Origin of the sequence: Pseudomonas sp. FSL R10-2189 (assembly GCF_009600325.1) — a bacterium.
GTDB lineage: Bacteria > Pseudomonadota > Gammaproteobacteria > Pseudomonadales > Pseudomonadaceae > Aquipseudomonas > Aquipseudomonas helleri.
In genome coordinates, this window is record NZ_WIVZ01000029.1 from 19,235 (window position 1) to 41,342 (window position 22,108).

Here is a 22,108-nt window from a genome sequence, read left to right on the forward strand (position 1 = left end):
ACCTCATTCAGTTCGTTGTCTGGCGCAACAGCATGGTGCCGTCGCGCTGGGTAAATTCAAGTTTGTTCAAAGCGCTCATGCCCAGCAGCACTTGTTCGCCTTCAAGCCCCGGCGCCGCCACTGCTCGCACGTCGCGCAACACGATGGCGCCCAGTTGCAGGCGGTCGATTTGCGTGCGGTAGCCCTCAACCCGACCATTGGCGGTGTTCAGGGTCACGGCGGCGCCCCTGGGCAATGCCAGTTGCCTGGCGAGTTCCTGCGGGACCGCCACATCGGTGGCCCCGGTATCGAGTAAAAATTCCACCGGCACGTTGTTGATCCGGCCGCTGGCGACAAAGTGGCCCTGCACGTTGCCGCGCAGGGTCACTTCGATATAGCCCTTGCCTTGCTGCGAGGCCACTTCGGTATTGGGGTTTTGCTGACGCTGCTCGACACGCCCGAAAAACTGCGTGGCCAGGTACAAACCGGCGCACCAGGCCACGATCATGAAGATGCGGCCCATCCCTTTACCCGGCGCCTGCTGGCTCATGACTTGGCGCTCCAGCCACCTTGCGGGGCAGCAAAGCGCCAGACAATCGGGCGTTTCTCGCCATCGGCGCGCACGTGGCTGCCGTTATCCACCCCGATCCACGCGCCTTTGGCGTCGATGACCAGCGCTTCGGCGTTGCCGTACGGGCTTTTGTACAAGCGCTCTTTGGTCAAGGCGTCGCTGGCAAATGACCAACAGCGCTCGACTTCACCGGTGTCCAGAGTGCGACGGCACACGCGGTAGGCCATGCGTTCCAGGGTAAATAGCTTGCCCTCGAACAGCGCCAGATCAGAAAAGTCTTTCTGCTGGGGCTTGCCCTTGAGTTGCGCCGGCGGCTGTTCAAGGCCGCCTTCGCTCATCAATACGCAACCGTTTTCACAGTCCCACACGCTCTGCTTTTTGCGGATGGTCAGCAAACCCCGGCGCTCGCGCTCGGCCGCCAACCAGAGCTGCGTGCCCTGCGGGTTGACCACAATGCCTTCAAACAGCGCATTAAAGTGCAGCAACATGCCGCTGGCGCGGGCCTGGCGCACCAGCGCCGGGTCGATTTTCAGCCAGGCCGGGGCGCCAATCGGCGGCACCCGCAGCACGGCAGCATGGGCTTCACTGACCACGTAACGGTTACCGGCGTCGTCGCAGGTGATGCCTTCGAAATCCAGATCGCCCCCGCGCAGCGGGCTGATGGCTTTACCCATCATGCGCACGCCCCACGGCAAGCCGCTTTCGGGCGCAGGCGGCACTTCAATGGTCACCGCCTCGGCCTGCCACAACGTGTCGCGGGTATCCAGACGGTACAGCTGATCATCATCGCGATCAGACACGGCCCACATCTCGCCCTGGCACATCGCCAGGCCGGACAAGTTACCCCCGCGCATGCCTGCTACCGGATGCTCGGACTGCAGCGCCAGCTCTGGCCAGGTATCCGCCAGAACCGGGGCCGCAGTCACACACAGCAACGCCAGCAAGGCACTGCGCATCAGGCCAGCACCTGCGCCAGATCGCCTTTGGACTCAAGCCAGGACTTGCGGTCACCGGCGCGTTTTTTCGCCAGCAGCATGTCCATCATTTCTGACGTCGCGGCAAAGTCTTCGAGGGTGAGCTGCACCAGACGCCGGGTGTTCGGGTCCATGGTGGTTTCACGCAGTTGCGGCGGGTTCATTTCGCCCAGGCCTTTGAATCGCGTGACCTGCGGCTTGCCGCGTTTTTTCTCGGCCACCAGACGGTCGAGAATACCGTCGCGCTCGGCTTCGTCGAGGGCGTAGTAAATCTCTTTGCCCAGGTCGATCCGGTACAGCGGCGGCATGGCCACGTACACGTGACCGGCGTCGACCAACGGCCGAAAATGCTGCACGAACAACGCGCAGAGCAAGGTGGCAATGTGCAGACCGTCGGAGTCGGCGTCGGCCAGGATGCAGATTTTGCCGTAGCGCAGCTGGCTCATGTCCGCCGCGCCCGGATCAACACCAATGGCCACGGCGATGTTGTGCACTTCCTGGCTGGCCAGCACTTCGCTGCCGTCGACTTCCCAGGTGTTGAGGATCTTGCCGCGCAACGGCAGGATGGCCTGGAACTCTTTGTCCCGCGCTTGCTTGGCAGAACCGCCTGCGGAATCACCCTCTACCAGAAACAGCTCGGAGCGCATCGGGTCCTGCCCGGCGCAGTCAGCCAGTTTGCCGGGCAAGGCCGGGCCTTGGGTGATGCGTTTGCGTTCGACCTTTTTGCTGGCCTTGAGGCGACGACCGGCGTTGTTGATCGCCAGCTCTGCCAGTTGCATGCCCAGTTCAGGGTTGGCGTTGAGCCACAGGCTGAACGCGTCCTTGACCACACCCGAGACAAACGCCGCCGCTTCACGGGACGACAGACGCTCTTTGGTCTGGCCGGAGAACTGCGGCTCCTGCATTTTCATCGACAAGACGAAGGCAATGCGCTCCCAGACGTCTTCGGGCGCCAGCTTCACACCACGTGGCAGCAGGCTGCGGAACTCGCAAAACTCACGCATGGCGTCGAGCAAGCCTTGGCGCAGGCCGTTGACGTGCGTGCCGCCCTGGGCGGTCGGGATCAAGTTGACGTAGCTTTCTTGCACGCTGTCGCCGCCCTCTGGCAGCCACAGCAGCGCCCAGTCGACGGCTTCTTTATTACCCGCCAGGCTGCCGCAGAACGGCTCGTCCGGCAGGCGTTCGAATTCGCTGACCGCGTCTACCAGGTACGAGCGCAGGCCGTCTTCGTAGTGCCACTCAACCTTTTCGCCGGTGCCTTTGTCTTCAAAGCTCACCAACAGGCCCGGGCACAACACGGCCTTGGCCTTGAGCACGTGCTTGAGGCGGCTGACCGAGAACTTGGGCGAATCGAAGTATTTAGGGTCCGGGGCGAAGTACACGCTGGTCCCGGTGTTGCGCTTGCCGACCGTACCGACGACTTCGAGGTCGGTGGCTTTATAGCCATCGGCGAAGGTCATCTGGTATTCGTTGCCGTCGCGCTTGACCTTGACCCGCACTTGGGTCGACAAGGCGTTCACCACCGAGATCCCCACGCCGTGCAGGCCGCCGGAGAACTGGTAGTTCTTGTTCGAGAACTTGCCGCCCGCATGGAGCTTGGTCAGGATCAGTTCGACGCCTGACACGCCCTCTTCCGGGTGAATGTCGACCGGCATGCCGCGCCCGTCGTCGCTGACTTCCAGCGAGTGGTCGGCGTGCAGGATCACTTGCACCGATTTGGCGTGACCGGCCAGGGCTTCGTCGACGCTGTTGTCGATGACTTCCTGGGCCAGGTGGTTTGGCCGGCTGGTGTCGGTGTACATGCCGGGGCGTTTGCGCACCGGGTCGAGGCCCGAGAGGACTTCGATGGCGTCTGCGTTATAAGAGCTAGCGCTGGGAGTGGCCATAGGGTCTCGTCGTTAGTCGTAAGTGAAAAATAAGGGCCATTGGACTCGAGCTTTAAAGCGCCGCGAAGTCGATGGTTTGATACTGGGGTGCCGCTATCCCGGCGAAACTCAACAGCCCCGGCAGTTGTTCGGCAAACCCTTGGTAACTGTGATCGCCGCCGCCCTGAATCCGTAACGCGCATGCGGCGTAGTACTGTTCGGCACGGCGGTAGTCCAGGGTTTCGTCGCCGGTTTGCAACCACACCTGATAACGCTGTGGGTCTTGCGGGGCCGGAACTTCCAGCGCTGCCAGGGCCAGCACGTGATCGTGGGTCAACTCCCAGGTTTCGCCGCTGTAAAAGTTGGTTTGCGTGCCCAGGTAGCCGTCGAAGTGACGATGCGGGCTGACGGCCGGGTTGACCAGCAAGGCCTTGAGCCCATGCTGTTCGGCCAGATAGGTCGCATAGTAGCCGCCGAGCGAGCTCCCGACCAGCAGAGGACTGTCCAGTTCGCTGATTGCCGCCTGCAATTGCGCCATCGCCTCACGCGGATGGTGGTGCAAGGCCGGAACGCGCAACTGCTCACTGAGGCCGATGCGCTGCATCACGGTGGCCAGCTGGACGGCCTTTTTCGACTCGGGGGCGCTGTTGAACCCATGGATATACAAGATGGAACCCGACATGCACTAACTCCCGAGTACAGATTTAGCCGAACGCTGTTTCAAGAAAGACGCGCAGTTTAGCCTGACTCAAGGGGCCATGGCCGTTTCAAGATAATTCAGGCCCGCCCACTCAGTAATTGTTCGCGCTGTAATCGGGCGTGAACACAAAGTTATCCAGCCGCGAAACGCCGGTGTCCAGCGCGCCATCGGGGTGCAGGCGGAGCCAGCGATAGCCGGGCGCCTCGCCGCTGACATCAAAGTCTGTGCTGCCCGGCGTGAACTGCACGCAGGTAGAAGGCGTTGCTAGCAAGCGCACGTTATTGCGGATCTGGTCGAAGGGCTGATGGATATGCCCCCAGAGCACGGCACGCACCTGCGGGAAGCGATCCAGCACGGCCCAGAACTTTTTAGCGTTGCGCAGACCGATCGGCTCGATCCATTTACTGCCCACCGGCAACGGATGATGATGCAGGCAAACCATATGATGACGCTGCGGCGCTTCGCTTACAGCCTGGGCGAGCAACTGTAATTGATCGTCCCCCAGATACCCCGGCGTGGCGCCCGGCACCTGCGAGTTGAGCAAAATGATGCGCCAGTTGCCGATATCCACAACCGGGTCCAACAGACGCGTTTGCACGGTGGCTTCGCGCATCTGCGCCAATCGGTCGTGATTGCCGGGGAGCCAGCGGGCATTGGCGCACAACGGCTCGCTCACTTGCCGAAACCGCTGATACGCCGCAACGCTGCCGTCCTGAGCCAAATCGCCGGTGCCTAGCAGCAAATCGACCTGCCCCTGCTCGGCCCGCGCCTTGTCGACCACCTGTTGCAGGCTCTGCGCCGTGTTCAGCCCCAGCAGAGAAACGTCTGCGTCAGCAAACAAATGGCTATCGGTGAGTTGCACCAGCAGCACCGAGTCTTCGGTGGTCGGCGTGGAAGCGTTGGGCAAGGCGTTCTCCCGGTGGGTAGATAAATGGCGCGATTATGCCACTCCAGAACCATCTGTAGGCGCGAGCTTGCCTCGCGATCTTTTGATCGTTAAAAGATCGCGAGGCAAGCTCGCTCCTACAGCAGGAAAGCCTAGCGGACTTCGGCGTACTCGTGCCCGCAGGCCAGGCAATGGCTCAGCCACTCACCCAAAAACACATTGAGCTGGGCCTTTTCGTCGGGCTGGTGCATCGCATCATTCGGGTAAGGGTAGATGCTGCGAAAGCGCCGCGCATGTTCAGCGCCAATCACCTCGGCCATGCGCGCATCGTGGTACACCTGCACTTGCAGTTCCGGCACCGGCAGCCACGGCAGGCTGTGTTCCTGGCGCACGCGCAAGGTGCTGGTGTACGGGCAGTCGAGCATCACTTCAAGGGTCAGCACGCCGAGCATCTGCTCACCCTGAGTGACCGCGATCTGTCGCGCGCTCGGTTGCTCGCGCATGTCAGGCAATAAACGCATCAGCCGCGCATAGTTGGCTTCGCAGGCAGCCTGCAAGCCAATCAAATCAACCCGGTAGCGATCACGGACGCCATTTACTGCCATAACCCCCTCACTTCAGCGCGGTTAAGCGCCAGCCACTGCAGGGCAATAATGCTCGCCGCGTTAGAAATACGTCCATCACGCACCGCTTGCAGCGCATCTTCATACGCCCATTTAGTCACGCGAATATCTTCGGCTTCTTCGTCCAGACCATGCAGGCCGCCCGCATTAGAGCTGTCGCAACGCCCCAGAAACACGTGCACAAATTCAGTGCTGCCGCCGGGTGACGGGAAATAACGGGTTATGGGCCATAACGCCGAGAACGTCAGTCCCGCTTCTTCTTCGCCTTCGCGGTGGGCGATGTCTTCGGGGTCATTTTCACCTTCCTTGTCGATCAGGCCGGCCACCAGCTCGATCAGCCACGGGTTGTCGATTTTGCCCAGGGCGCCAACGCGAAACTGCTCGATCAACACCACTTCGTCGCGCACCGGGTCATAAGGCAGCACACACACCGCGTCATGACGCACAAACACTTCACGACTGATCTCACGGCTCATGCCACCGGCAAACAGCTCATGGCGCAGGAAAACCCGGTCCAGTTGGTAAAACCCCTGGTAGCCGTTCTCGCGTTTTACGATCTCGACGGCGCTGGGCTTGGCCTTGGTGATGTCAGTCATGGAAAACCTCTTGCTGGCAAATTCACACCGGGGGTGACCCCACGGCATCGCGCATCCTAACGCGCCTGTGCTTGTGGATGCAGCCCCTTTTATAACGTGGGGATAGACGGATTGCCTGCAAACCAACTCTAATTGACACCTTCAAGCTTAGCGGCGAACTGACGCCCTTGTTGGCAGTCGAACGAGCCTGCGTTCACCTTTCTTTCGTTGATGAAGGACGACCATGTCACTTTTAAAACTGGCTTCCCTGACTTGCATCGCCCTCACGCTGGGTGCTTGCCAGAGTGCTTTTCAACCCAAACCGCTGGCGTTCACGCCCGATGCCTCCGAGCAGGTCAAAGCGGGCTGCAAGGGCGATGACTGCCCGCTGGTCAACATTGAGACCGTGCACTTTGCCGCCGACCCGAAGCTGGACGCTTTAATTGAACAGCGCCTGCTGAAAATGACCGTCAACTCGCCAGACGACAAATTGGCGCCGTCGCTGAACGCTTACCGCGAACAGTTCCTGCGCACGGCCGACACCCGCAACAGCATGTATTTGCAAGCCAAGGTACGTGAGCAGCATGACGACTTGGTGATTATCGAGTTGATCAGCTACCTGGACACCGGCGGCGCGCATGGCATGCCGGGCCGTGGCTTTATCAACTGGTCGCGTAAAGACCATAAAGAAGTGACCTTGCAAGACATGCTCCTGCCGGGTCAGGAAAGAGCCTTCTGGGGCGCGGCCAAAGTGGCGCACAACAACTGGCTGATCAACTCGCACCGCAGCAACGATGCGGAGTTCGTCAAAACCTGGCCGTTCCAGCAAACCCCGAACGTGGCGCTGCTTAAAGACAGCGTTTTGCTCAAGTACGACGTGTACAGCATTGCCCCGTACTCCGATGGCAACGTTGAGCTGAGCATTCCGTACTCGCGCTTGAACGGGATTATCAAGCCGGAGTGGTTGCCGGGTCGCGGTTGATACCCGCTTTGCTCGCGATCTTTTGGAAGATCAAAAGATCGCGAGGCAAGCTCGCTCCTACAAGTGAGTTGTGGTTGAGGGTTAGTGCTTGCGGCCCAGCACCCACATCAGCAGCCCGGCCAGCAACAAGGCCGGCAAGGTCGCGCCGATATCCGGGTAGAAGTTGGCCAGCAGGTGGTAGGTCAGCACCCCGCCCGACCAGGCCAGCAGTGTCGGCCAGCGCAGCAGGCCCGGTATCACGTCGACGCTGCGTTTACGCACAATGAAATGGTCCACCAGTACCACGCCGAACAACGGCGCAAACACCGAGCCAATCAACAGCAAGAAGTTCTGGTACTGCGCCAGCGGCGCCAGCAGGGCGATCAAGGTGCAGATAACGCCAATGGCCAAGGCCAGGTACTCAACTTTCAAGCGCAGCAAGAACCCGCTGGAGACGGCCGCCGAGTGAATGTCGGCGAAGGCGTTTTCAGATTCGTCGAGCAAAATCAGCAGCAACGGAATCCCTAGTCCCGCCCCTGCCAGCGCCAGCAGCAGCGCATTGACTTCACCGCTCGGCGCGAACGCCAGGGTGTAGGCCACACCCAGACTCATCAGCCAGAAGTTGCCGATCAAAAAGCCTAGCGCGGTGCCGCCAAACACGCTTTTGGCGCGTTTGCCGAAGCGCGAGTAGTCGGCGATCAGCGGCAGCCACGACAGCGGCATGGCAATCGCAATGTCGAAACCCACCGCGAACGGCATCGAACCGTCGCCCTTCTGCGCCCATAACGCGGCCAGATCAGCCTTGGCGAAGAGGTTCCAGGTGAGCCACAGGCACGCTGCCAGCAACAGCCAGATGCCCCACTTGCGCAAGATCCTGCGCACAAACGCCAACGGCCCGCTGACCGCGAGCAACGTGGCCAGGGCGCCGAAGAATAATGTCCAGAGCAGCGGGTTGCTCAGCCAACTGCCTTCACTGAAGGCCCGCGCGCCGAGCAGGCTGGCGGCATCGCGCATCACAATGATTTCAAACGAGCCCCAGCCAATCAGTTGCAGAACGTTCAATACGGCAGGGAGCATGGCACCGCGGCTGCCCAGGCTGAGTTTTAGCGCGGCCATTGAAGACAGCCCCGTGTCGCTGCCGATCACCCCCACCGACGCCAATAACGCCACGCCGACCAAGGTGCCGAGAAAAATCGCCAGCAGCGAACCCGACAGGCCCAGCCCCGGCGCCAACAAGGCCCCGGTCTGCAACACCATCAGCCCGACGCCGAGGGAGAACCACAAGGAAAACAGATCGCGAGCGCCGAAGACGCGCTTGTCCAACGGGACGGCGGTATCCGGCGAGTAAGTGCTGGGTGTGTTCAAGGAAAGAGTCTCTTGAAGAGAAAGAAGGTGCCGGATAATCAAACCCGTGGGAGCGGGCTTGCTCGCGATGGGGTCGACACGGTTTCACATGCAGACCGCGTCGTTCGCATCGCGAGCAAGCCCGCTCCCACAAGGGGAACTGCTTACATCACACCTTCTTGTACAACTGGCTGCCTTCCTGCTTGAAACGCTCGGCCTGTTCCGCCAGGCCTTTGGCCACGTCGACGTCGACCGCTTCAATGCGTTGGTTGGCGGCGTAGATGCGCACTTCCTGGGTGATTTTCATCGAGCAGAATTTCGGCCCGCACATGGAGCAGAAATGCGCGACCTTTGCCGAGTCTTTCGGCAGGGTTTCGTCGTGGTACGAGCGCGCCGTGTCCGGGTCCAGGCCAAGGTTGAACTGGTCTTCCCAACGGAACTCAAAACGCGCCTTGCTCAACGCGTTGTCGCGGATTTGCGCACCGGGGTGGCCTTTGGCCAAGTCCGCGGCGTGGGCAGCGATTTTGTAGGTGATGATGCCGGTCTTCACGTCATCTTTGTTCGGCAAGCCCAAGTGCTCTTTGGGCGTGACGTAACAGAGCATGGCGCACCCGAACCAGCCGATCATCGCCGCGCCAATGCCCGAGGTGATGTGGTCGTAGCCCGGCGCGATGTCGGTGGTCAGCGGGCCGAGGGTGTAAAACGGCGCCTCATCGCAGCATTCCAGCTGCTTGTCCATGTTCTCTTTGATCAACTGCATCGGCACGTGGCCCGGGCCTTCGATCATGCATTGCACGTCGTGCTTCCAGGCGATTTTGGTCAGCTCGCCGAGGGTTTCCAGCTCACCGAACTGCGCCGCGTCGTTGGCGTCAGCAATCGAACCCGGACGCAGGCCGTCGCCCAGCGAGAAGCTGACGTCGTAGGCCTTCATGATTTCGCAGATTTCGTCGAAATGGGTGTAGAGGAAGTTCTCTTTGTGGTGCGCCAGGCACCACTTGGCCATGATCGAACCGCCCCGCGACACAATGCCGGTCACGCGTTTGGCGGTCAGCGGCACGTAGCGCAGCAACACCCCGGCGTGGATGGTGAAGTAGTCCACGCCCTGCTCTGCCTGCTCGATCAGGGTGTCGCGAAACAGCTCCCAGGTCAGGTCTTCGGCCACGCCGTTGACCTTTTCCAGCGCCTGGTAAATCGGCACCGTGCCGATCGGCACCGGCGAGTTGCGGATGATCCACTCACGGGTTTCGTGAATGTGCTTGCCGGTGGACAAGTCCATGACCGTGTCCGAGCCCCAGCGAATGCCCCAGGTCAGCTTGGCCACTTCTTCTTCGATGGAGGAGCCCAGCGCACTGTTGCCGATGTTGCCGTTGATCTTCACCAGGAAGTTACGGCCGATGATCATCGGCTCCAGCTCAACGTGGTTGATGTTGGCCGGAATGATGGCGCGGCCACGGGCGATTTCGTCGCGTACGAACTCCGGGGTGATTTCTTTCGGGATGTTGGCGCCGAAGCTGTGACCGGCGTGCTGCTGGTCCAGCAGGCCCGCCGCACGGGCTTCTTGCAGCTTCATGTTTTCGCGGATGGCGACGTATTCCATCTCGGCGGTGATGATGCCCTGACGCGCGTAGTGCATCTGGGTGACGTTGGCCCCGGCCTTGGCGCGGCGCGGGTTTTTCACGTGGGCGAAACGCAGTTTGGTCAGTTCGGCGTCTTCAAGGCGCATTTGCCCGAAGTTCGAGCTCAGGCCCGGCAGGCGTTCGGTGTCATCGCGGTCATTGATCCAGGCTGAACGCACGTCGCCCAGGCCTTTGCGCACGTCAATCTGTACTGAAGGGTCGGTATACGGGCCTGAAGTGTCGTAGATCAATACCGGCGCATTGATTTCACCGCCAAAATCGGTCGGCGTGATATCAAGGCTGACTTCACGCATCGGCACCAGAATGTCCGGGCGCGAACCCTGTACGTAAACTTTTTGCGAGCGGGTAAACGGCTTGACCGACTGCTCATCGACCTTGGCCGAATCACTGAGATTGATCGCGTTTTTTAGTGTTGTACTCATCACGGCTCTCCAGACTGCATCCAGGTGGATTGTCGGAGGGAGAACCTGAAAAAAGCACGGACGCACCCAAGGACTGGGTGCTGAGTGACGACCTCGAACGATTGATCATTTTTTGAACAATCGATCCCGGACGGCACTCAAGAGGACTCGCCGGGAGACGAGAAATCTTGTTCCCTACGCAGGCGCTAACCTGATCAGGTTCAACGGGATCCGAAATTATTCGATCTCAGCCTCATAGCAAGGCACCCCGACAAGAACACGGCCAATATAAAGAAGTGTGTGGCAGAACGCCAACCCTGAAATAAACAGCATGACGAAAGAGGCAACAACGGCATTGTTGCAAGGTGTCACGGCAACTACACTCGCTACGTCTTGTAACTCCGAGTGCCAGAACACGGCCTCGACAATCAATTTCGCATTATTGAACTAGGGATCGCTCATGCTGCGCAAACTCTCGCTGGCTATCGCCGTGTCCTGGGCGACCAACGCTATGGCTGTGGATTCACCCGCGCCCGTGTCCAACCAAAACGGTCTGGTCAGCGTTTACCAGGAAGCTGTCGACAATAACGCCGACCTCGCGGCGGCCCGTGCCAGCTACTCGGCACAAAAGGAAGTCGTGCCCCAGGCCCGCGCCGGTTTGCTGCCTAATCTGTCGGGCGGCGCCGAGTCGAGCAGTGTGCGCACCTCCATCGACAGGCCGTCGATGACCACCAACCGCAGCCTGATGGTTTACCAGGCCACACTGGCCCAGCCGCTGTTCCGCATTGACCGCTGGTTCCAGCTCAAGGCGGCCGAGTCGATCAATGAACAGGCCGCGCTGCAACTCTCGGCCACTGAGCAAAATCTGATTCTGCAAAGCGCCAATGCTTACTTCTCGGTGTTGCGTGCCCAGGACACCCTGGCCGCGACCAAGGCCGAAGAAGCCGCGTTCAAGCGCCAACTGGACCAGTCCCGCGAGCGTTTTGATGTGGGCCTGTCGGACAAGACCGACGTGCTGCAATCCCAGGCCAGCTACGACACGGCGCGGGCCAACCGCATGCTCGCCAAGCGCCAGGTCGAAGACGCCTTTGAAGCGCTGGTGACGCTGACCAACCGCCAGTACAACGCCATTGAAGGCATGCGCCACAGCCTGCCGATTTTGCCGCCCACGCCGAACGACGCCAAAGCCTGGGTCGACACCGCCGCGCAGCAGAACCTCAACTTGCTGGCCAGTAACTACGCGGTAGACGCCGCGCAAGAGACCCTCAAGCAACGCAAGGCCGGCCACGCCCCGACCGTGGACGCGGTGGCGCAATACAAGACCGGTGACAACGATGCCTTCGGCCTGACCAACCCGAACGCCCTGAACCAGCGTTACGGCGGCCCGGTCAACCAGACCAGCATCGGCATTCAGTTGAACATCCCGATTTACAGCGGCGGCCTCACCAGCTCGCAAGTGCGCGAGTCGTACTCACGTCTGGACCAGACCGAGCAGCAGCGTGAGCAACTGCGCCGCCAGGTGGTAGAAAACACCCGCAACCTGCACCGCGCGGTGAATACCGATGTCGAGCAGGTGAAAGCGCGCAAACAGTCGATCATCTCGAACCAGAGCGCTCTGGAAGCCACGGAAATCGGTTATCAGGTGGGCACGCGCAACATCGTTGACGTGCTCGACGCCCAGCGCCAGCTATACAACTCAGTGCGCGACTACAACAACAGCCGCTACGACTACATCCTCGACAACCTGCGCCTTAAACAGGCGGCGGGCACGTTGAACCCGGGCGATCTGGATGCGTTGTCGCGTTACCTGAAAGCCGATTACAACCCGGACAAAGATTTCCTGCCGCCAGACCTGGCCCAGGAAGCGGCTGCCAACATTCGTAACGCCGGTCAGTAACCCTCTGTAGGAGCGAGCTTGTCTCGCGATCTTTTAAAGATCAAAAGCTCGCTCCTACAGGGTCGTCAACGACTCAGCAACTGCCCCAACCCGTCCAGCAAGCGCTGCAAGGCACCTTGGTTGGCGAGCATCACGTTCAAACCGGCCTGGCCCATGTGCCGGGCGTCTTGCGGCAGTTCAAACAAGCGCCGTACCGCCACCGCCAAAGCGTGCGCATCGTCCACTTCTTCCAGCGCCCCGGCGTCACGCAACAGCGCGGCGATTTCGAGGAAGTTGAACAGGTGCGGCCCGCTCAACACCGGCTTGGACAGCGCCGCTGGCTCCAGCAGGTTGTGCCCGCCATTGGCCACCAGGCTGCCGCCCACAAATGCGCTGTCGGCCAGGGCGTACAAAAACAGCAACTCGCCCATGGTGTCGCCCAACAGTACCTGTGTTTGCGCGCCGACCGGCGTTGCGGCCGAGCGCCGTACCGTGTCGAACCCTTCGCTTTGGCACAACGCGAACACCGAGTTGAAGCGCTCCGGGTGGCGCGGCACCAGGATCAACAAGGCGTTCGGGTAGCTGGCCAGCAACTGCCGATGCGCCGCCAGCACAATGGCGTCTTCACCTTCATGGGTGCTGGCGGCGATCCACACCGGGCGCTCCAGCGCCTGCCATTGCTCGCGCAGTGCGCGGGCCTTGACCAGCAACTGGGGGTCAATCGTCAGGTCGAACTTGATCGAACCGGTCACTTGCACGCACTCGGGGCGAGCGCCCAACTGGCGGAAACGCTCGGCTTCGGTTTCGGTCTGCGCGGCGATCAGGCTCATCTCTTCGAGCATTGGCCGGGTGAGCTTGGCAAACCGCGCATAGCCCTTGGCCGAACGGGCCGAAAGGCGCGCATTGGCCAGCGCCACCGGGATGCCGCGCTTGGCGCATTGGTGGATATGGTTAGGCCACAGTTCGGTTTCCATGATCACCGCCAGCGTGGGCTGCACCCGATCCAGAAAACGTGCGGCGGCCCACGGCAGGTCATAAGGCAAATAACAGTGCTGAATGCGCGGTTCGTCGGCGAACAGGGCTTGAATACGCTCCGATCCGGTCGGGGTCATGCAGGTCACGGTAATCGGCAGCTGTGGATAACGTTGCAGCAATGCCCGAATCATCGGAGCGGCAGCGATACTCTCGCCCACGGACACGGCGTGTACCCAGATCCCGCCCGGCTGCATGGCGGGCAGGTTCAGCGCGAAACGCTCGCCAATGCGCTTGGCATACGCCGGGGCCTTGCGTGCCCGCAGCCATAAGCGAATCGCCACCAGCGGCAGCCCCAGATGAAACAGCAAGGTGTAGAGAGTTCTATTCATGGGCCCGGAGTTTACTTGAAAACGACCTCTACGATGATGGCACCGAACACGGTCCTTTCAAGGCGCGACAAAAAGCCCCTACACACTTTTACAACCACTAGAATGCCGTGCTGTTAAATTGCTTCGCCACACACTCAGGATTGCACCATGACCGCTTACTACTACCTGGCTATCGCTATCTGCGCTGAAGTCATTGCCACTGTTTCAATGAAAGCGGTCAAAGGGTTCAGTACGCCATTGCCACTCATTTTGGTGATTGTGGGCTACGCCACGGCGTTCTGGATGTTGACCCTGGTGGTGCGCACCATCCCCGTGGGCGTTGCTTATGCCGTGTGGGCGGGCATGGGCATTGTGATGGTGAGCGTTGCCGCCTTGTTCATCTACGGGCAAAAACTCGACCTGCCGGCCATGCTCGGCATGGGTCTGATTGTGCTGGGCGTGGTGGTGATTCAACTGTTTTCCAAAACGGCGGGGCATTAAAGCCCGCGTAACACCCCTCTTTTCTGGGCACCTCAAAAGGCAGAGTCGGGATCAGGCTGTATACTCCCAGCCTTGTCTTTCAACGCTGAGGTCGCCCATGGCATCTGTAATTTCCACTGACGTGCTGATTGTCGGCGCTGGCGTCGCTGGCCTCTGGCTCAATGCCCGCTTGCGTCGTCAGGGTTTTTCCACGGTGCTGGTTGAAAACCATTCGCTGGGTGGCGCACAGACCCTGAAGTCTCAGGGCATTATTCACGGCGGCGCCAAATATGCGCTGCACGGCGCGCTGACCGGCGCTTCCGAAGCCATTGCCGATATGCCACGCCGCTGGCGCGAGGCCCTTGCCGGTGAAGGCGAGCTGGACTTGAGCGGCGTGCGCCTGCTCTCCGATGCCCATTACCTGTGGTCCCCCGGCACGTTGGCAGGCAATCTGACCAGCTTTTTTGCGAGCAAGGCCGTGCGCGGCCGGGTCGATCAGGTCAAGGGCGATCAATTGCCGCCCGCTCTGCAAGACCCGCGCTTCAAGGGCAAGGTGTATCGCTTGGCCGAGTTGGTGGTGGATGTGCCCAGCCTGGTCGAGCGCCTGGCCGAACTGGCCGGTGACAGCCTGCTGGCAGGGCAAAAGGTCGAGCCGCTGTTTGAGAATGAGCGCTTGATCGGCCTGCGGGTCGACGGCCTGGATATCCTCGCGCAACGCATCGTGCTCAGCGCCGGGCAAGGCAATGCCGAGCTGCTGACCAGCCTTGAAATCAACGTCCCGGCCCAGCAACTGCGCCCCCTGCACATGGTGATGGTCAAAGGCCCGAGCCTTAAACCGCTGTACGCCCACTGCCTGGGCGGTGGCCCCAAGCCGCGCATCACCGTGACCACCCACCCGGCCGCAAATGGGGAATGGGTCTGGTATGTGGGCGGTGACATTGCTGAGGCCGAGGGTGTGGCCCGCACGCCTGATGAGCAAATCGCCGCCGCCAAAAAAGAGCTGGCCAGTCTGTTGCCGTGGGTCGATCTGAGCCAGGCGCAATGGGCCACCCTGCGAGTCGACCGCGCTGAACCGGCGCAGTCCGGTCTAGTACGCCCGGATAACGCGTTTGTCTCCGATACAGGCCGTTTGCTGGTGGGCTGGCCGACCAAGCTGGCGCTGGCGCCGGACTTCTCGGACCGGGTCATTAACGCGCTTGAGCAAGACGGGATCAAACCCGGCAATGTGCCTGCGCTGCCTGACTTCCCTCGCCCGCCACTGGGCAAAACCGCTTGGGAGCAACTGCTGCCATGAGCCAGGCGACCCTGCACGACTTTCTGCGCCCGCTGGGCAGCACCGGCCTGCACGTGTCGCCATTGGGCCTTGGCACCGTCAAGCTGGGCCGCGACCAAGGGGTGAAGTACCCCAACGGTTTTCAGATTCCGGATGACCAGGAAGCCAGGATGCTGCTCAAGCTGAGCCGCGACCTGGGCATCAACCTGATCGACACCGCGCCCGCCTATGGGCGCAGTGAAGAACGCTTGGGCCCGCTGCTGCGCGGCCAGCGCCAGGACTGGGTAATTGTCAGCAAGGTCGGTGAAGAATTCGACAACGGTGAGTCGCGCCACGACTTCAGCGCCGAACACACCCGCCGCTCGGTAGAACGCAGCCTGCAACGTCTGGAAACGGACTTTATCGACTTGGTGCTGGTGCACTCGGACGGCAACGACTTGGCGATCCTCAACGACAGCGAGGTGTACGCCACCCTCGCCGAGCTGAAGCGCGAGGGCAAGATCCGTGGTTTCGGCTTTTCCGGCAAAACCGTCGAAGGCGGCCTCAAGGCCCTGGAACACGGCGACTGCGCCATGGTCACCTACAACCTCAATGAGCAAGACGAGAAGCCGGTGATCGACTACGCCGCTGCCCATGGCAAAGCCATCTTGGTGAAAAAGGCCCTGGCCAGCGGCCATGTGTGCCTCAAGCCCGGCACCGACCCGGTGCGCGCCAGCTTCGAACTGGTGTTTGGCCATCACGGGGTTGCCAGTGCTATTGTCGGCACTATCAATCCGCTGCACTTGGCCCATAACGTGGCAATGGTTGCGCAGGTTCTGCGTAGCGCCTAAAGCCGCCGATTCGGCCGACCCCGACGCAAGAAGGAGCCGACATGCCGCGAATGCTCATCCGCAAGAACCCCAGCGACTTCAAAACCCTGCCGTTGCTTGTCGAAGCCACGGCAGAAGGCTTGATTTACCAAAGTGTCGGCATGCCGCTCAACTTCGCGCAAACCCTGAGCAAGCGCCGCCCGGTCAGCGTCGCCGACACCGAACGCTTCGCGTTGGAGTTGGCCAACCTCGGCGTGTCGGTGCGTTTGACGCTGCATTGGCAGGGCCGCGATTACTGGGTGCTGGTGCGCCAGCGTCGTCAGGACCGGGGGGACGTGGTGCTCAAGCTGATCTCCGGCTACGTACCGGCCCATGAGGTCAACTTGCCCTTGCACACGGCAGTTCAGGAAGTGGCCGAAGAGTGCCTGCTGGAGACCCCCGAAGGCTGGCTCAGCGGGCGTTTCAACGACATCTGGCTGCCCGCGCCCTACGCCAGCGCGCTGCATTACCGTGAAGCGTTGTCGTTTCGCCTGACGCCGTTTTCCGGCGCGGCGCGCCCGGTGCGCTGTGCCAACCAGCCGTTGCTCGAACGTCCACGGGCGTATGTGCACTTGCCCACCGCCTCTTTGCAACTGATTTACGACCTGCGCCTTGAAGTGCCCAAAGAAGCCAAGTCACTGAGTCTGTTTCATGTTGATGAGCGTCTGGAGGGGGATCAACTGGTCGCCCGCCTCAACCGCAAGCGCCCGGACCTCTACCTGATGCCGCTGGCCGACGGCCAGCCGTGCGCCGAGCTGTACACCTTGCACAAGGATCAACTGAAACCGGCCAGCACCCGAGGCGTGTACCTGGCGGAGAGTTTTGCGCCGCAAGAGGGCTGGGTGGTGAGCGAAGAACGCATTCGCTGGAAAGACTGGCTCAAGCAGCAAGGTTTGAGCGCACCCGACAAGGAGTCGCGGCTCAAACGCCTGACGGGCAAGGCGCGGCAGATGTTCAGGAAGGTCGTAAAAAAAGCCTGAATCAAAAGCGCCCTCACCCTAGCCCTCTCCCGGGGGGAGAGGGAACCGATTGGGGGTTGCTTAAGAAATGCTGCGCCCTGTCAGTGAAACGCTGAACCTGAAAACACCTCGATAGAGCTCCCTCTCCCTCCGGGAGAGGGTTGGGGTGAGGGCAATGCCTTTACTGGCCGCGAATTTTCTCGACGATGGCCGTGGTCGAGCTGTTTTCTACCAGCCCCAGCACTTTCACTGTCCCGCCGTACGCGCTCACGATGTCAGCACCGACCACTTGGTCGATCCCGTAATCGCCGCCTTTAACCAGTACATCCGGCTTGACCTGGGCCAGCAGGTTTTCCGGGGTACCTTCAGGGAAGCTGATCACCCAGTCCACCGCGCCCAGACCCGCCAGTACCGCCATGCGCCGATCAACGCTGTTGATCGGGCGACCCGGGCCTTTGAGGCGGCTCACGGAGGCGTCGTCGTTCACGGCAACGATCAAACGATCACCTTGCGCCCGCGCCTGTTCCAGATAGGTCACATGGCCGGCGTGCAGGATGTCGAAGCACCCGTTGGTGAAGACGATTTTCTCGTTGTGCGCCCGCGCATCGTCGATGGCCAGCAGCAGTTGCTCGAGGCTCAGCACGCCACGCTCGGAGCCTTCCGAACGCTGAATGGCGCGACGCAGCTCCGGGGCGCTGATGGCCGCCGTACCCAGCTTGCCCACCACAATACCCGCCGCCAGATTGGCCAGGGCCACGGCATGGGGCAGCTCTTCACCGGCAGCAATGGCAGCCGCCAGGGTCGAGATAACGGTGTCACCGGCACCGGTCACGTCAAACACTTCACGGGCGCGTGCCGGCAAGTGCATGGCAGCAAAGCCCGGACGCAACAGGGTCATGCCGTGCTCGCCACGGGTGACCAGCAAAGCACCCAGCTCCAGATCGGCCATCAGCTTGGCGCCTTTGGCCACCAGGTCGGCCTCGTCGATGCAGCCACCGACGATGGTTTCGAACTCGCTGAGGTTCGGCGTGATCAGGCTCGCACCCCGATAAATCGAGAAGTCCTTACCTTTGGGATCAGCCAGCACCGGGATGCCCCGGGCACGGGCGGCCTGGATCAATACCTGATGGTTTTTCAACGCACCTTTGCCGTAGTCAGACAGCACCAGCACTTTAATACCGTCGAGCAAGCGCTCGACTTCAGCGCCCAACGCCAGGGCGTCAGTCGCAAACGGTTCTTCAAAGTCGATACGCAGCAGTTGCTGGTGACGGCTCATGACCCGCAGTTTAACGATGGTCGGCTGGTGCTCAATGCGCTGGAACAAGGCGCGAACGCCTGCGCCTTCAAGGCTGTTGGCCAGGCTGTCGGCAGCCTCATCGTTGCCCGTCACGCCGACCAGCGAGGCCGGTGCGCCCAAGGCAGCAATGTTTAAGGCAACGTTGGCAGCACCACCCGGACGGTCTTCAATTTGCTCGACCTTGACCACCGGCACGGGCGCCTCAGGGGAAATCCGTGAGGTTCCGCCATGCCAGTAACGGTCGAGCATGACATCGCCTACCACCAAGACAGGGGCTTGATCGAATCGCGGCATGGACAACTTCATGGAGGACCCACATACAAAATGAACAGGGGCGCGATATTAACACAGGGTGAACGCAGGTCTGTTCACGGTGTTAATCGCAAGGAAAATGCGCCGACGGGAGCAGGCGTGCCTGCCCCCGTCGGTGTTCAGGTGATGTCGCCAGACGCCAGCGGCGCATCCAGGCCCATCGAGTGCAGACGGGCGTAATAGCCGTTCTGCGCCAACAACTCGCCGTGAGTGCCACGCTCGACGATCTGGCCCTGATCCATCACCAGGATCAGGTCAGCTTTTTCGATGGTCGAAAGACGGTGCGCAATCACCAGCGTGGTACGCCCTTGCATCACGTGGTCCAGTGCCGCCTGAATGTGGCGCTCAGACTCGGTATCGAGTGCTGAGGTGGCCTCATCGAGGATCAACAGTGGCGAATTTTTGAGCAAGGCGCGGGCAATCGCCAAACGCTGACGCTGACCGCCCGACAACAACACGCCGTTCTCACCCACCGGCGTGTCCAGGCCTTTGGGCAACTGCTCGATAAAGTCCATCGCGTAGGCATCACGCGCAGCCTTTTCGATGTCGGCCCGTGGCGCACCGGCCAGGTCGCCGTAGGCAATGTTGTTGGCCACGGTGTCGCTGAACAGGGTCACGTTCTGGGTCACTTGCGCGATATGACGGCGCAGGTTGAGCAAGCGATAGTCTTCGACCTCCACGCCATCGAGCAGGATCTCGCCCGAGGTGTGGTGATAGAAACGCGGAATCAGGTTGGCCAGCGTCGACTTGCCGCTGCCCGAACGCCCGACCAGTGCCACCATCTGCCCCGGCTCAGCCGTGAACGACACGTCTTTAAGCACTTGGCGCTCAGTGTCGGGGTAGGTGAAGTTGAGGTTGCGCACCTCAAGACGGCCACTCACGTGGTCCAGCTCAACGGTGCCGGTGTCGACTTCCGGTTTTTCGTCCAGTTGCTCAAAGATGCTTTCAGCACCGGCGACACCCTTCTGGATGGTCGAGCTGACTTCAGACAACTGACGGATCGGCTTGGGCAGCAAGCCGGCCAGGGTGATGTAAGCGATCATGTCGCCCGCCGAGGCATCGCCGCGCATGTACAGCACCAGGAACATCAAAACACCCATGGCGATGTAAATGACCAATTGCAGCATCGGGGTGTAGATCGCCCCGGTGCGGGTCATGCGCAGTTGTTTGTCGGTGTTGCTCTGGCTGGCCTTGAGGAAACGCTCACGCTCGTATTTTTCGCCGCCAAAGCTGCGAACCACACGGTAACCCTGGATGGTTTCGGACGCCACGTGGGTCACGTCGCCCATCGCCACCTGGATTTTCTTGCTTTGCTTGCGGAATTTTTTGCTGGCCGTACTCACCATCACCGCGATCAGCGGCAGGATCGCCACCATCACCAGCGTCAGGCGCCAGTTCATCCACAGCAGCGACGCAAACAGGAACACCACGGTCATGCCTTCACGAATCACCACCTTGATTGCATCGGTGGCAGCACCGGTGACCATGGTGACGTTGAAGGTGATGCGCGAGATCAAGTGCCCCGAGTTGTGCTTGTCGAAATAGCGGTTAGGCAGCACCAGCAGGTTGTTGAACAGCTGCACCCGCAGGTCGTGCACCAAGCCCAGCGAAACCTTGGCCAGGAAGTAGTTACCCAGGAAAGACCCCAACCCTTGCCAGGCCGCGATCAATACGATCAACAGCGGCACGGTCTGCAGCAGGCGCATGTCACGCAGGTAAGGCACGTTCGGAAACAGCACGGCATCCGGATTGGACAAGCCGTCAACGAAATACTTGAGGATGTAACCCAGCATGGGTTGAGTCGAAGCGAAGATAAGGAAGCCAACGATACTCAGCAGGAAAAGGCCGATGTAGGGCTTCACATAACTCAAGAGCCGGAAATAGATTTTCAGGCTTGAACTCTGTCCTTCTTCGGACGGTGAATCACTCATCGTAGAGCTCACTGATTAAGGAAAACGCGAAATTTTATCACAGGCTTCACCCTGCGCCGTCTTGAACGACAAAAGAGTCGCCACGGCAATGGGCAGCCAGGTGATAAACCATTCGGCACGCGGGGTATCAAGCAAACTGGCCGCATCAAACTGCATGGCCATTGTCGAAAACACCCACATGCCCACCAATCCCTGGCCCAGCAAAGTCGCGCGAGCGCGCCAGCCATATACCAAAACCGAAAACCAGGCGATGCTCCACAGCAGCAAACCCGGCAAGCCCAAACTGATCGCCACACTGGTGAACAGGTTGTGCGAATGATCAAACATGATCCCCAGCGCCGGCACACCAAACGGCGCCTCAAGCCCAAGGCCGAGCCATGGGTGCGCCTTGATCATCTGCAGGCTCGACATAAACAACTCGGGCCGATAGGACGAGCCGCGCGACATCATCTGCGCCTGCATGCACCAAAACACGATCCCGGCGCCCATCAGCCCGGCCACCGAGATGACCACTGTCTGACGGTTGCACCGCCAGATCGGCATGGCCAGCACCGTCACCATTAGCGCCACTGCCGCACCGCGGCTCTGGGTAAACACCACAAAGGCACCCAACAACGCCAGTGCGACCCACCACAGGGCTTGCATTCCACGCTCGCGCGGCATCCAGTGCAACATCCAGACACCGGCGATACCCACCGCATAAGCGCCCAAAATGGGGTGCGCCAACTCGCCCAGACCTTCCAGGCGATCCATCAAGGGCCGAGCGTCAATAAAATAGAAACGCACCATGGCCGCTGCTGCCATGACCGCCAGCCCCAGCCCGCCCCATTGCAGCAGGCGTACAACACGTTCAGGGCGGCCATTGGCCAGAATCGGCCATGACATCACAAACAAGGCGATGTAGAGCAATTGCTTGGCCTGGCTCAGGGGCTGGCCACTCCAGCTCAAGCTGAGGGTGGCCCAAGCGGCCAAACCGATCAGTGCCAGGCACAGCGCTCTTTGCGCGTGCCAGACCTGCGCCAAAACCGGGCGGGCAGACCATGCCACCAGCAGTGTCGGCAACCAGACGAACACCACCAGGCCCTGTTGATAGACTTTGTTGGTAGGGGCAAATGCAATCGCCAACATGAACCACAGCACGCCGCAGGTCATGAGGGTCTGAGCCCAACGACTTTCGTACATCATCCCGCTCCTAAATCATCTACCCGGCCAACCTGGCATGGTTAAAGCGCCACTTTTTCGGCATCATTGCGTGTCTGACTGCTCGCAAGGG

Annotated in this window: 19 protein-coding genes and 1 riboswitch; of the genes, 6 read left to right on the top strand and 13 right to left on the bottom strand. The window is 60.8% G+C overall.

From position 1 onward, the window contains the following. Positions 1-7: 7 nt before the first annotated feature. From GHO32_RS19145 to GHO32_RS19175, 7 genes are all read right to left on the bottom strand, one after another. Positions 8-529, bottom strand: a complete 522-nt coding sequence (locus tag GHO32_RS19145; protein WP_153334877.1) for a TIGR02281 family clan AA aspartic protease — start codon at positions 527-529, stop codon at positions 8-10. Beyond that, positions 526-1,506: an esterase-like activity of phytase family protein gene (locus GHO32_RS19150; RefSeq protein WP_153334876.1), complete on the bottom strand. Its 981-nt coding sequence runs from the start codon at positions 1,504-1,506 to the stop codon at positions 526-528. The genes GHO32_RS19145 and GHO32_RS19150 overlap by 4 nt, the downstream gene beginning before the upstream one ends. Next, positions 1,506-3,410 carry a DNA topoisomerase IV subunit B gene (parE, locus tag GHO32_RS19155; protein WP_153334875.1) on the bottom strand — a complete coding sequence of 635 codons (1,905 nt, stop codon included), beginning with the start codon at positions 3,408-3,410 and terminating at the stop codon, positions 1,506-1,508. The genes GHO32_RS19150 and parE overlap by 1 nt, the downstream gene beginning before the upstream one ends. A 52-nt stretch (positions 3,411-3,462) precedes the next feature. Next, positions 3,463-4,071, bottom strand: coding sequence for a YqiA/YcfP family alpha/beta fold hydrolase (locus tag GHO32_RS19160; protein ID WP_153334874.1), 609 nt, complete (start codon positions 4,069-4,071; stop codon positions 3,463-3,465). Between the two features lie 109 nt (positions 4,072-4,180). Continuing rightward, positions 4,181-4,996, bottom strand: coding sequence for a 3',5'-cyclic-AMP phosphodiesterase (gene cpdA, locus GHO32_RS19165; RefSeq protein WP_153334873.1), 816 nt, complete (start codon positions 4,994-4,996; stop codon positions 4,181-4,183). Between the two features lie 131 nt (positions 4,997-5,127). Then, a complete protein-coding gene (locus GHO32_RS19170) occupies positions 5,128-5,580 on the bottom strand; it encodes a DUF1249 domain-containing protein (protein WP_048366623.1) in 453 nt (150 codons plus the stop codon). After that, complete coding sequence (locus GHO32_RS19175) at positions 5,571-6,194, bottom strand: NUDIX domain-containing protein (RefSeq protein WP_123751141.1); 624 nt, start codon at positions 6,192-6,194, stop codon at positions 5,571-5,573. The genes GHO32_RS19170 and GHO32_RS19175 overlap by 10 nt, the downstream gene beginning before the upstream one ends. 223 nt (positions 6,195-6,417) lie before the next feature. Here GHO32_RS19175 and GHO32_RS19180 point away from each other — a divergent pair, with 223 nt between their 5' ends. Further along, positions 6,418-7,155, top strand: coding sequence for an RsiV family protein (locus GHO32_RS19180; protein ID WP_153334872.1), 738 nt, complete (start codon positions 6,418-6,420; stop codon positions 7,153-7,155). Positions 7,156-7,236: 81 nt separating this feature from the next. On the opposite strand, the gene cytX is transcribed toward GHO32_RS19180, so the two are convergent. Together cytX and thiC are read right to left on the bottom strand one after the other, a co-directional pair. Further along, positions 7,237-8,499: a putative hydroxymethylpyrimidine transporter CytX gene (gene cytX, locus GHO32_RS19185; RefSeq protein ID WP_178113913.1), complete on the bottom strand. Its 1,263-nt coding sequence runs from the start codon at positions 8,497-8,499 to the stop codon at positions 7,237-7,239. Positions 8,500-8,647: 148 nt separating this feature from the next. After that, the gene (gene thiC / locus GHO32_RS19190) at positions 8,648-10,537 is read right to left on the bottom strand and encodes a phosphomethylpyrimidine synthase ThiC (RefSeq protein WP_153334870.1); all 1,890 of its coding nucleotides are present in this window, start codon (positions 10,535-10,537) and stop codon (positions 8,648-8,650) included. Between the two features lie 154 nt (positions 10,538-10,691). Beyond that, positions 10,692-10,797, bottom strand: a riboswitch (TPP riboswitch). 179 nt (positions 10,798-10,976) lie between these two features. Here thiC and GHO32_RS19195 point away from each other — a divergent pair. Continuing rightward, the gene (locus GHO32_RS19195; protein ID WP_048385224.1) at positions 10,977-12,413 is read left to right on the top strand and encodes a TolC family outer membrane protein; all 1,437 of its coding nucleotides are present in this window, start codon (positions 10,977-10,979) and stop codon (positions 12,411-12,413) included. Between the two features lie 65 nt (positions 12,414-12,478). On the opposite strand, the gene waaA is transcribed toward GHO32_RS19195, so the two are convergent. Further along, complete coding sequence (gene waaA / locus GHO32_RS19200; protein WP_153334869.1) at positions 12,479-13,756, bottom strand: lipid IV(A) 3-deoxy-D-manno-octulosonic acid transferase; 1,278 nt, start codon at positions 13,754-13,756, stop codon at positions 12,479-12,481. Positions 13,757-13,903: 147 nt separating this feature from the next. On the opposite strand from waaA, the gene GHO32_RS19205 reads away from it, so the two are divergent. The 4 genes from GHO32_RS19205 (at position 13,904) to GHO32_RS19220 (ending at position 17,316) form a co-directional block, all read left to right on the top strand. Further along, complete coding sequence (locus tag GHO32_RS19205) at positions 13,904-14,236, top strand: multidrug efflux SMR transporter (protein ID WP_048366630.1); 333 nt, start codon at positions 13,904-13,906, stop codon at positions 14,234-14,236. Positions 14,237-14,333: 97 nt separating this feature from the next. Continuing rightward, positions 14,334-15,509, top strand: a complete 1,176-nt coding sequence (locus GHO32_RS19210) for an FAD-binding oxidoreductase (protein ID WP_153334868.1) — start codon at positions 14,334-14,336, stop codon at positions 15,507-15,509. Then, the gene (locus tag GHO32_RS19215) at positions 15,506-16,318 is read left to right on the top strand and encodes an aldo/keto reductase (RefSeq protein ID WP_153334867.1); all 813 of its coding nucleotides are present in this window, start codon (positions 15,506-15,508) and stop codon (positions 16,316-16,318) included. The genes GHO32_RS19210 and GHO32_RS19215 overlap by 4 nt, the downstream gene beginning before the upstream one ends. A gap of 41 nt (positions 16,319-16,359) precedes the next feature. Further along, on the top strand, positions 16,360-17,316 hold the full coding sequence (locus GHO32_RS19220) for a metal ABC transporter ATPase (protein ID WP_153334866.1): 957 nt from the start codon (positions 16,360-16,362) through the stop codon (positions 17,314-17,316). Positions 17,317-17,476: 160 nt separating this feature from the next. Here GHO32_RS19220 and hldE read toward each other — a convergent pair whose 3' ends face one another. From hldE to GHO32_RS19235, 3 genes are all read right to left on the bottom strand, one after another. Beyond that, positions 17,477-18,898, bottom strand: a complete 1,422-nt coding sequence (gene hldE / locus GHO32_RS19225; protein ID WP_048366634.1) for a bifunctional D-glycero-beta-D-manno-heptose-7-phosphate kinase/D-glycero-beta-D-manno-heptose 1-phosphate adenylyltransferase HldE — start codon at positions 18,896-18,898, stop codon at positions 17,477-17,479. A gap of 125 nt (positions 18,899-19,023) precedes the next feature. Then, positions 19,024-20,835: a lipid A export permease/ATP-binding protein MsbA gene (gene msbA / locus GHO32_RS19230; RefSeq protein WP_123751135.1), complete on the bottom strand. Its 1,812-nt coding sequence runs from the start codon at positions 20,833-20,835 to the stop codon at positions 19,024-19,026. A gap of 15 nt (positions 20,836-20,850) precedes the next feature. Then, positions 20,851-22,017 (bottom strand): O-antigen ligase, encoded by a 1,167-nt coding sequence (locus GHO32_RS19235; RefSeq protein ID WP_153334865.1) that lies wholly within the window; start codon positions 22,015-22,017, stop codon positions 20,851-20,853. Positions 22,018-22,108 lie beyond the last annotated feature (91 nt).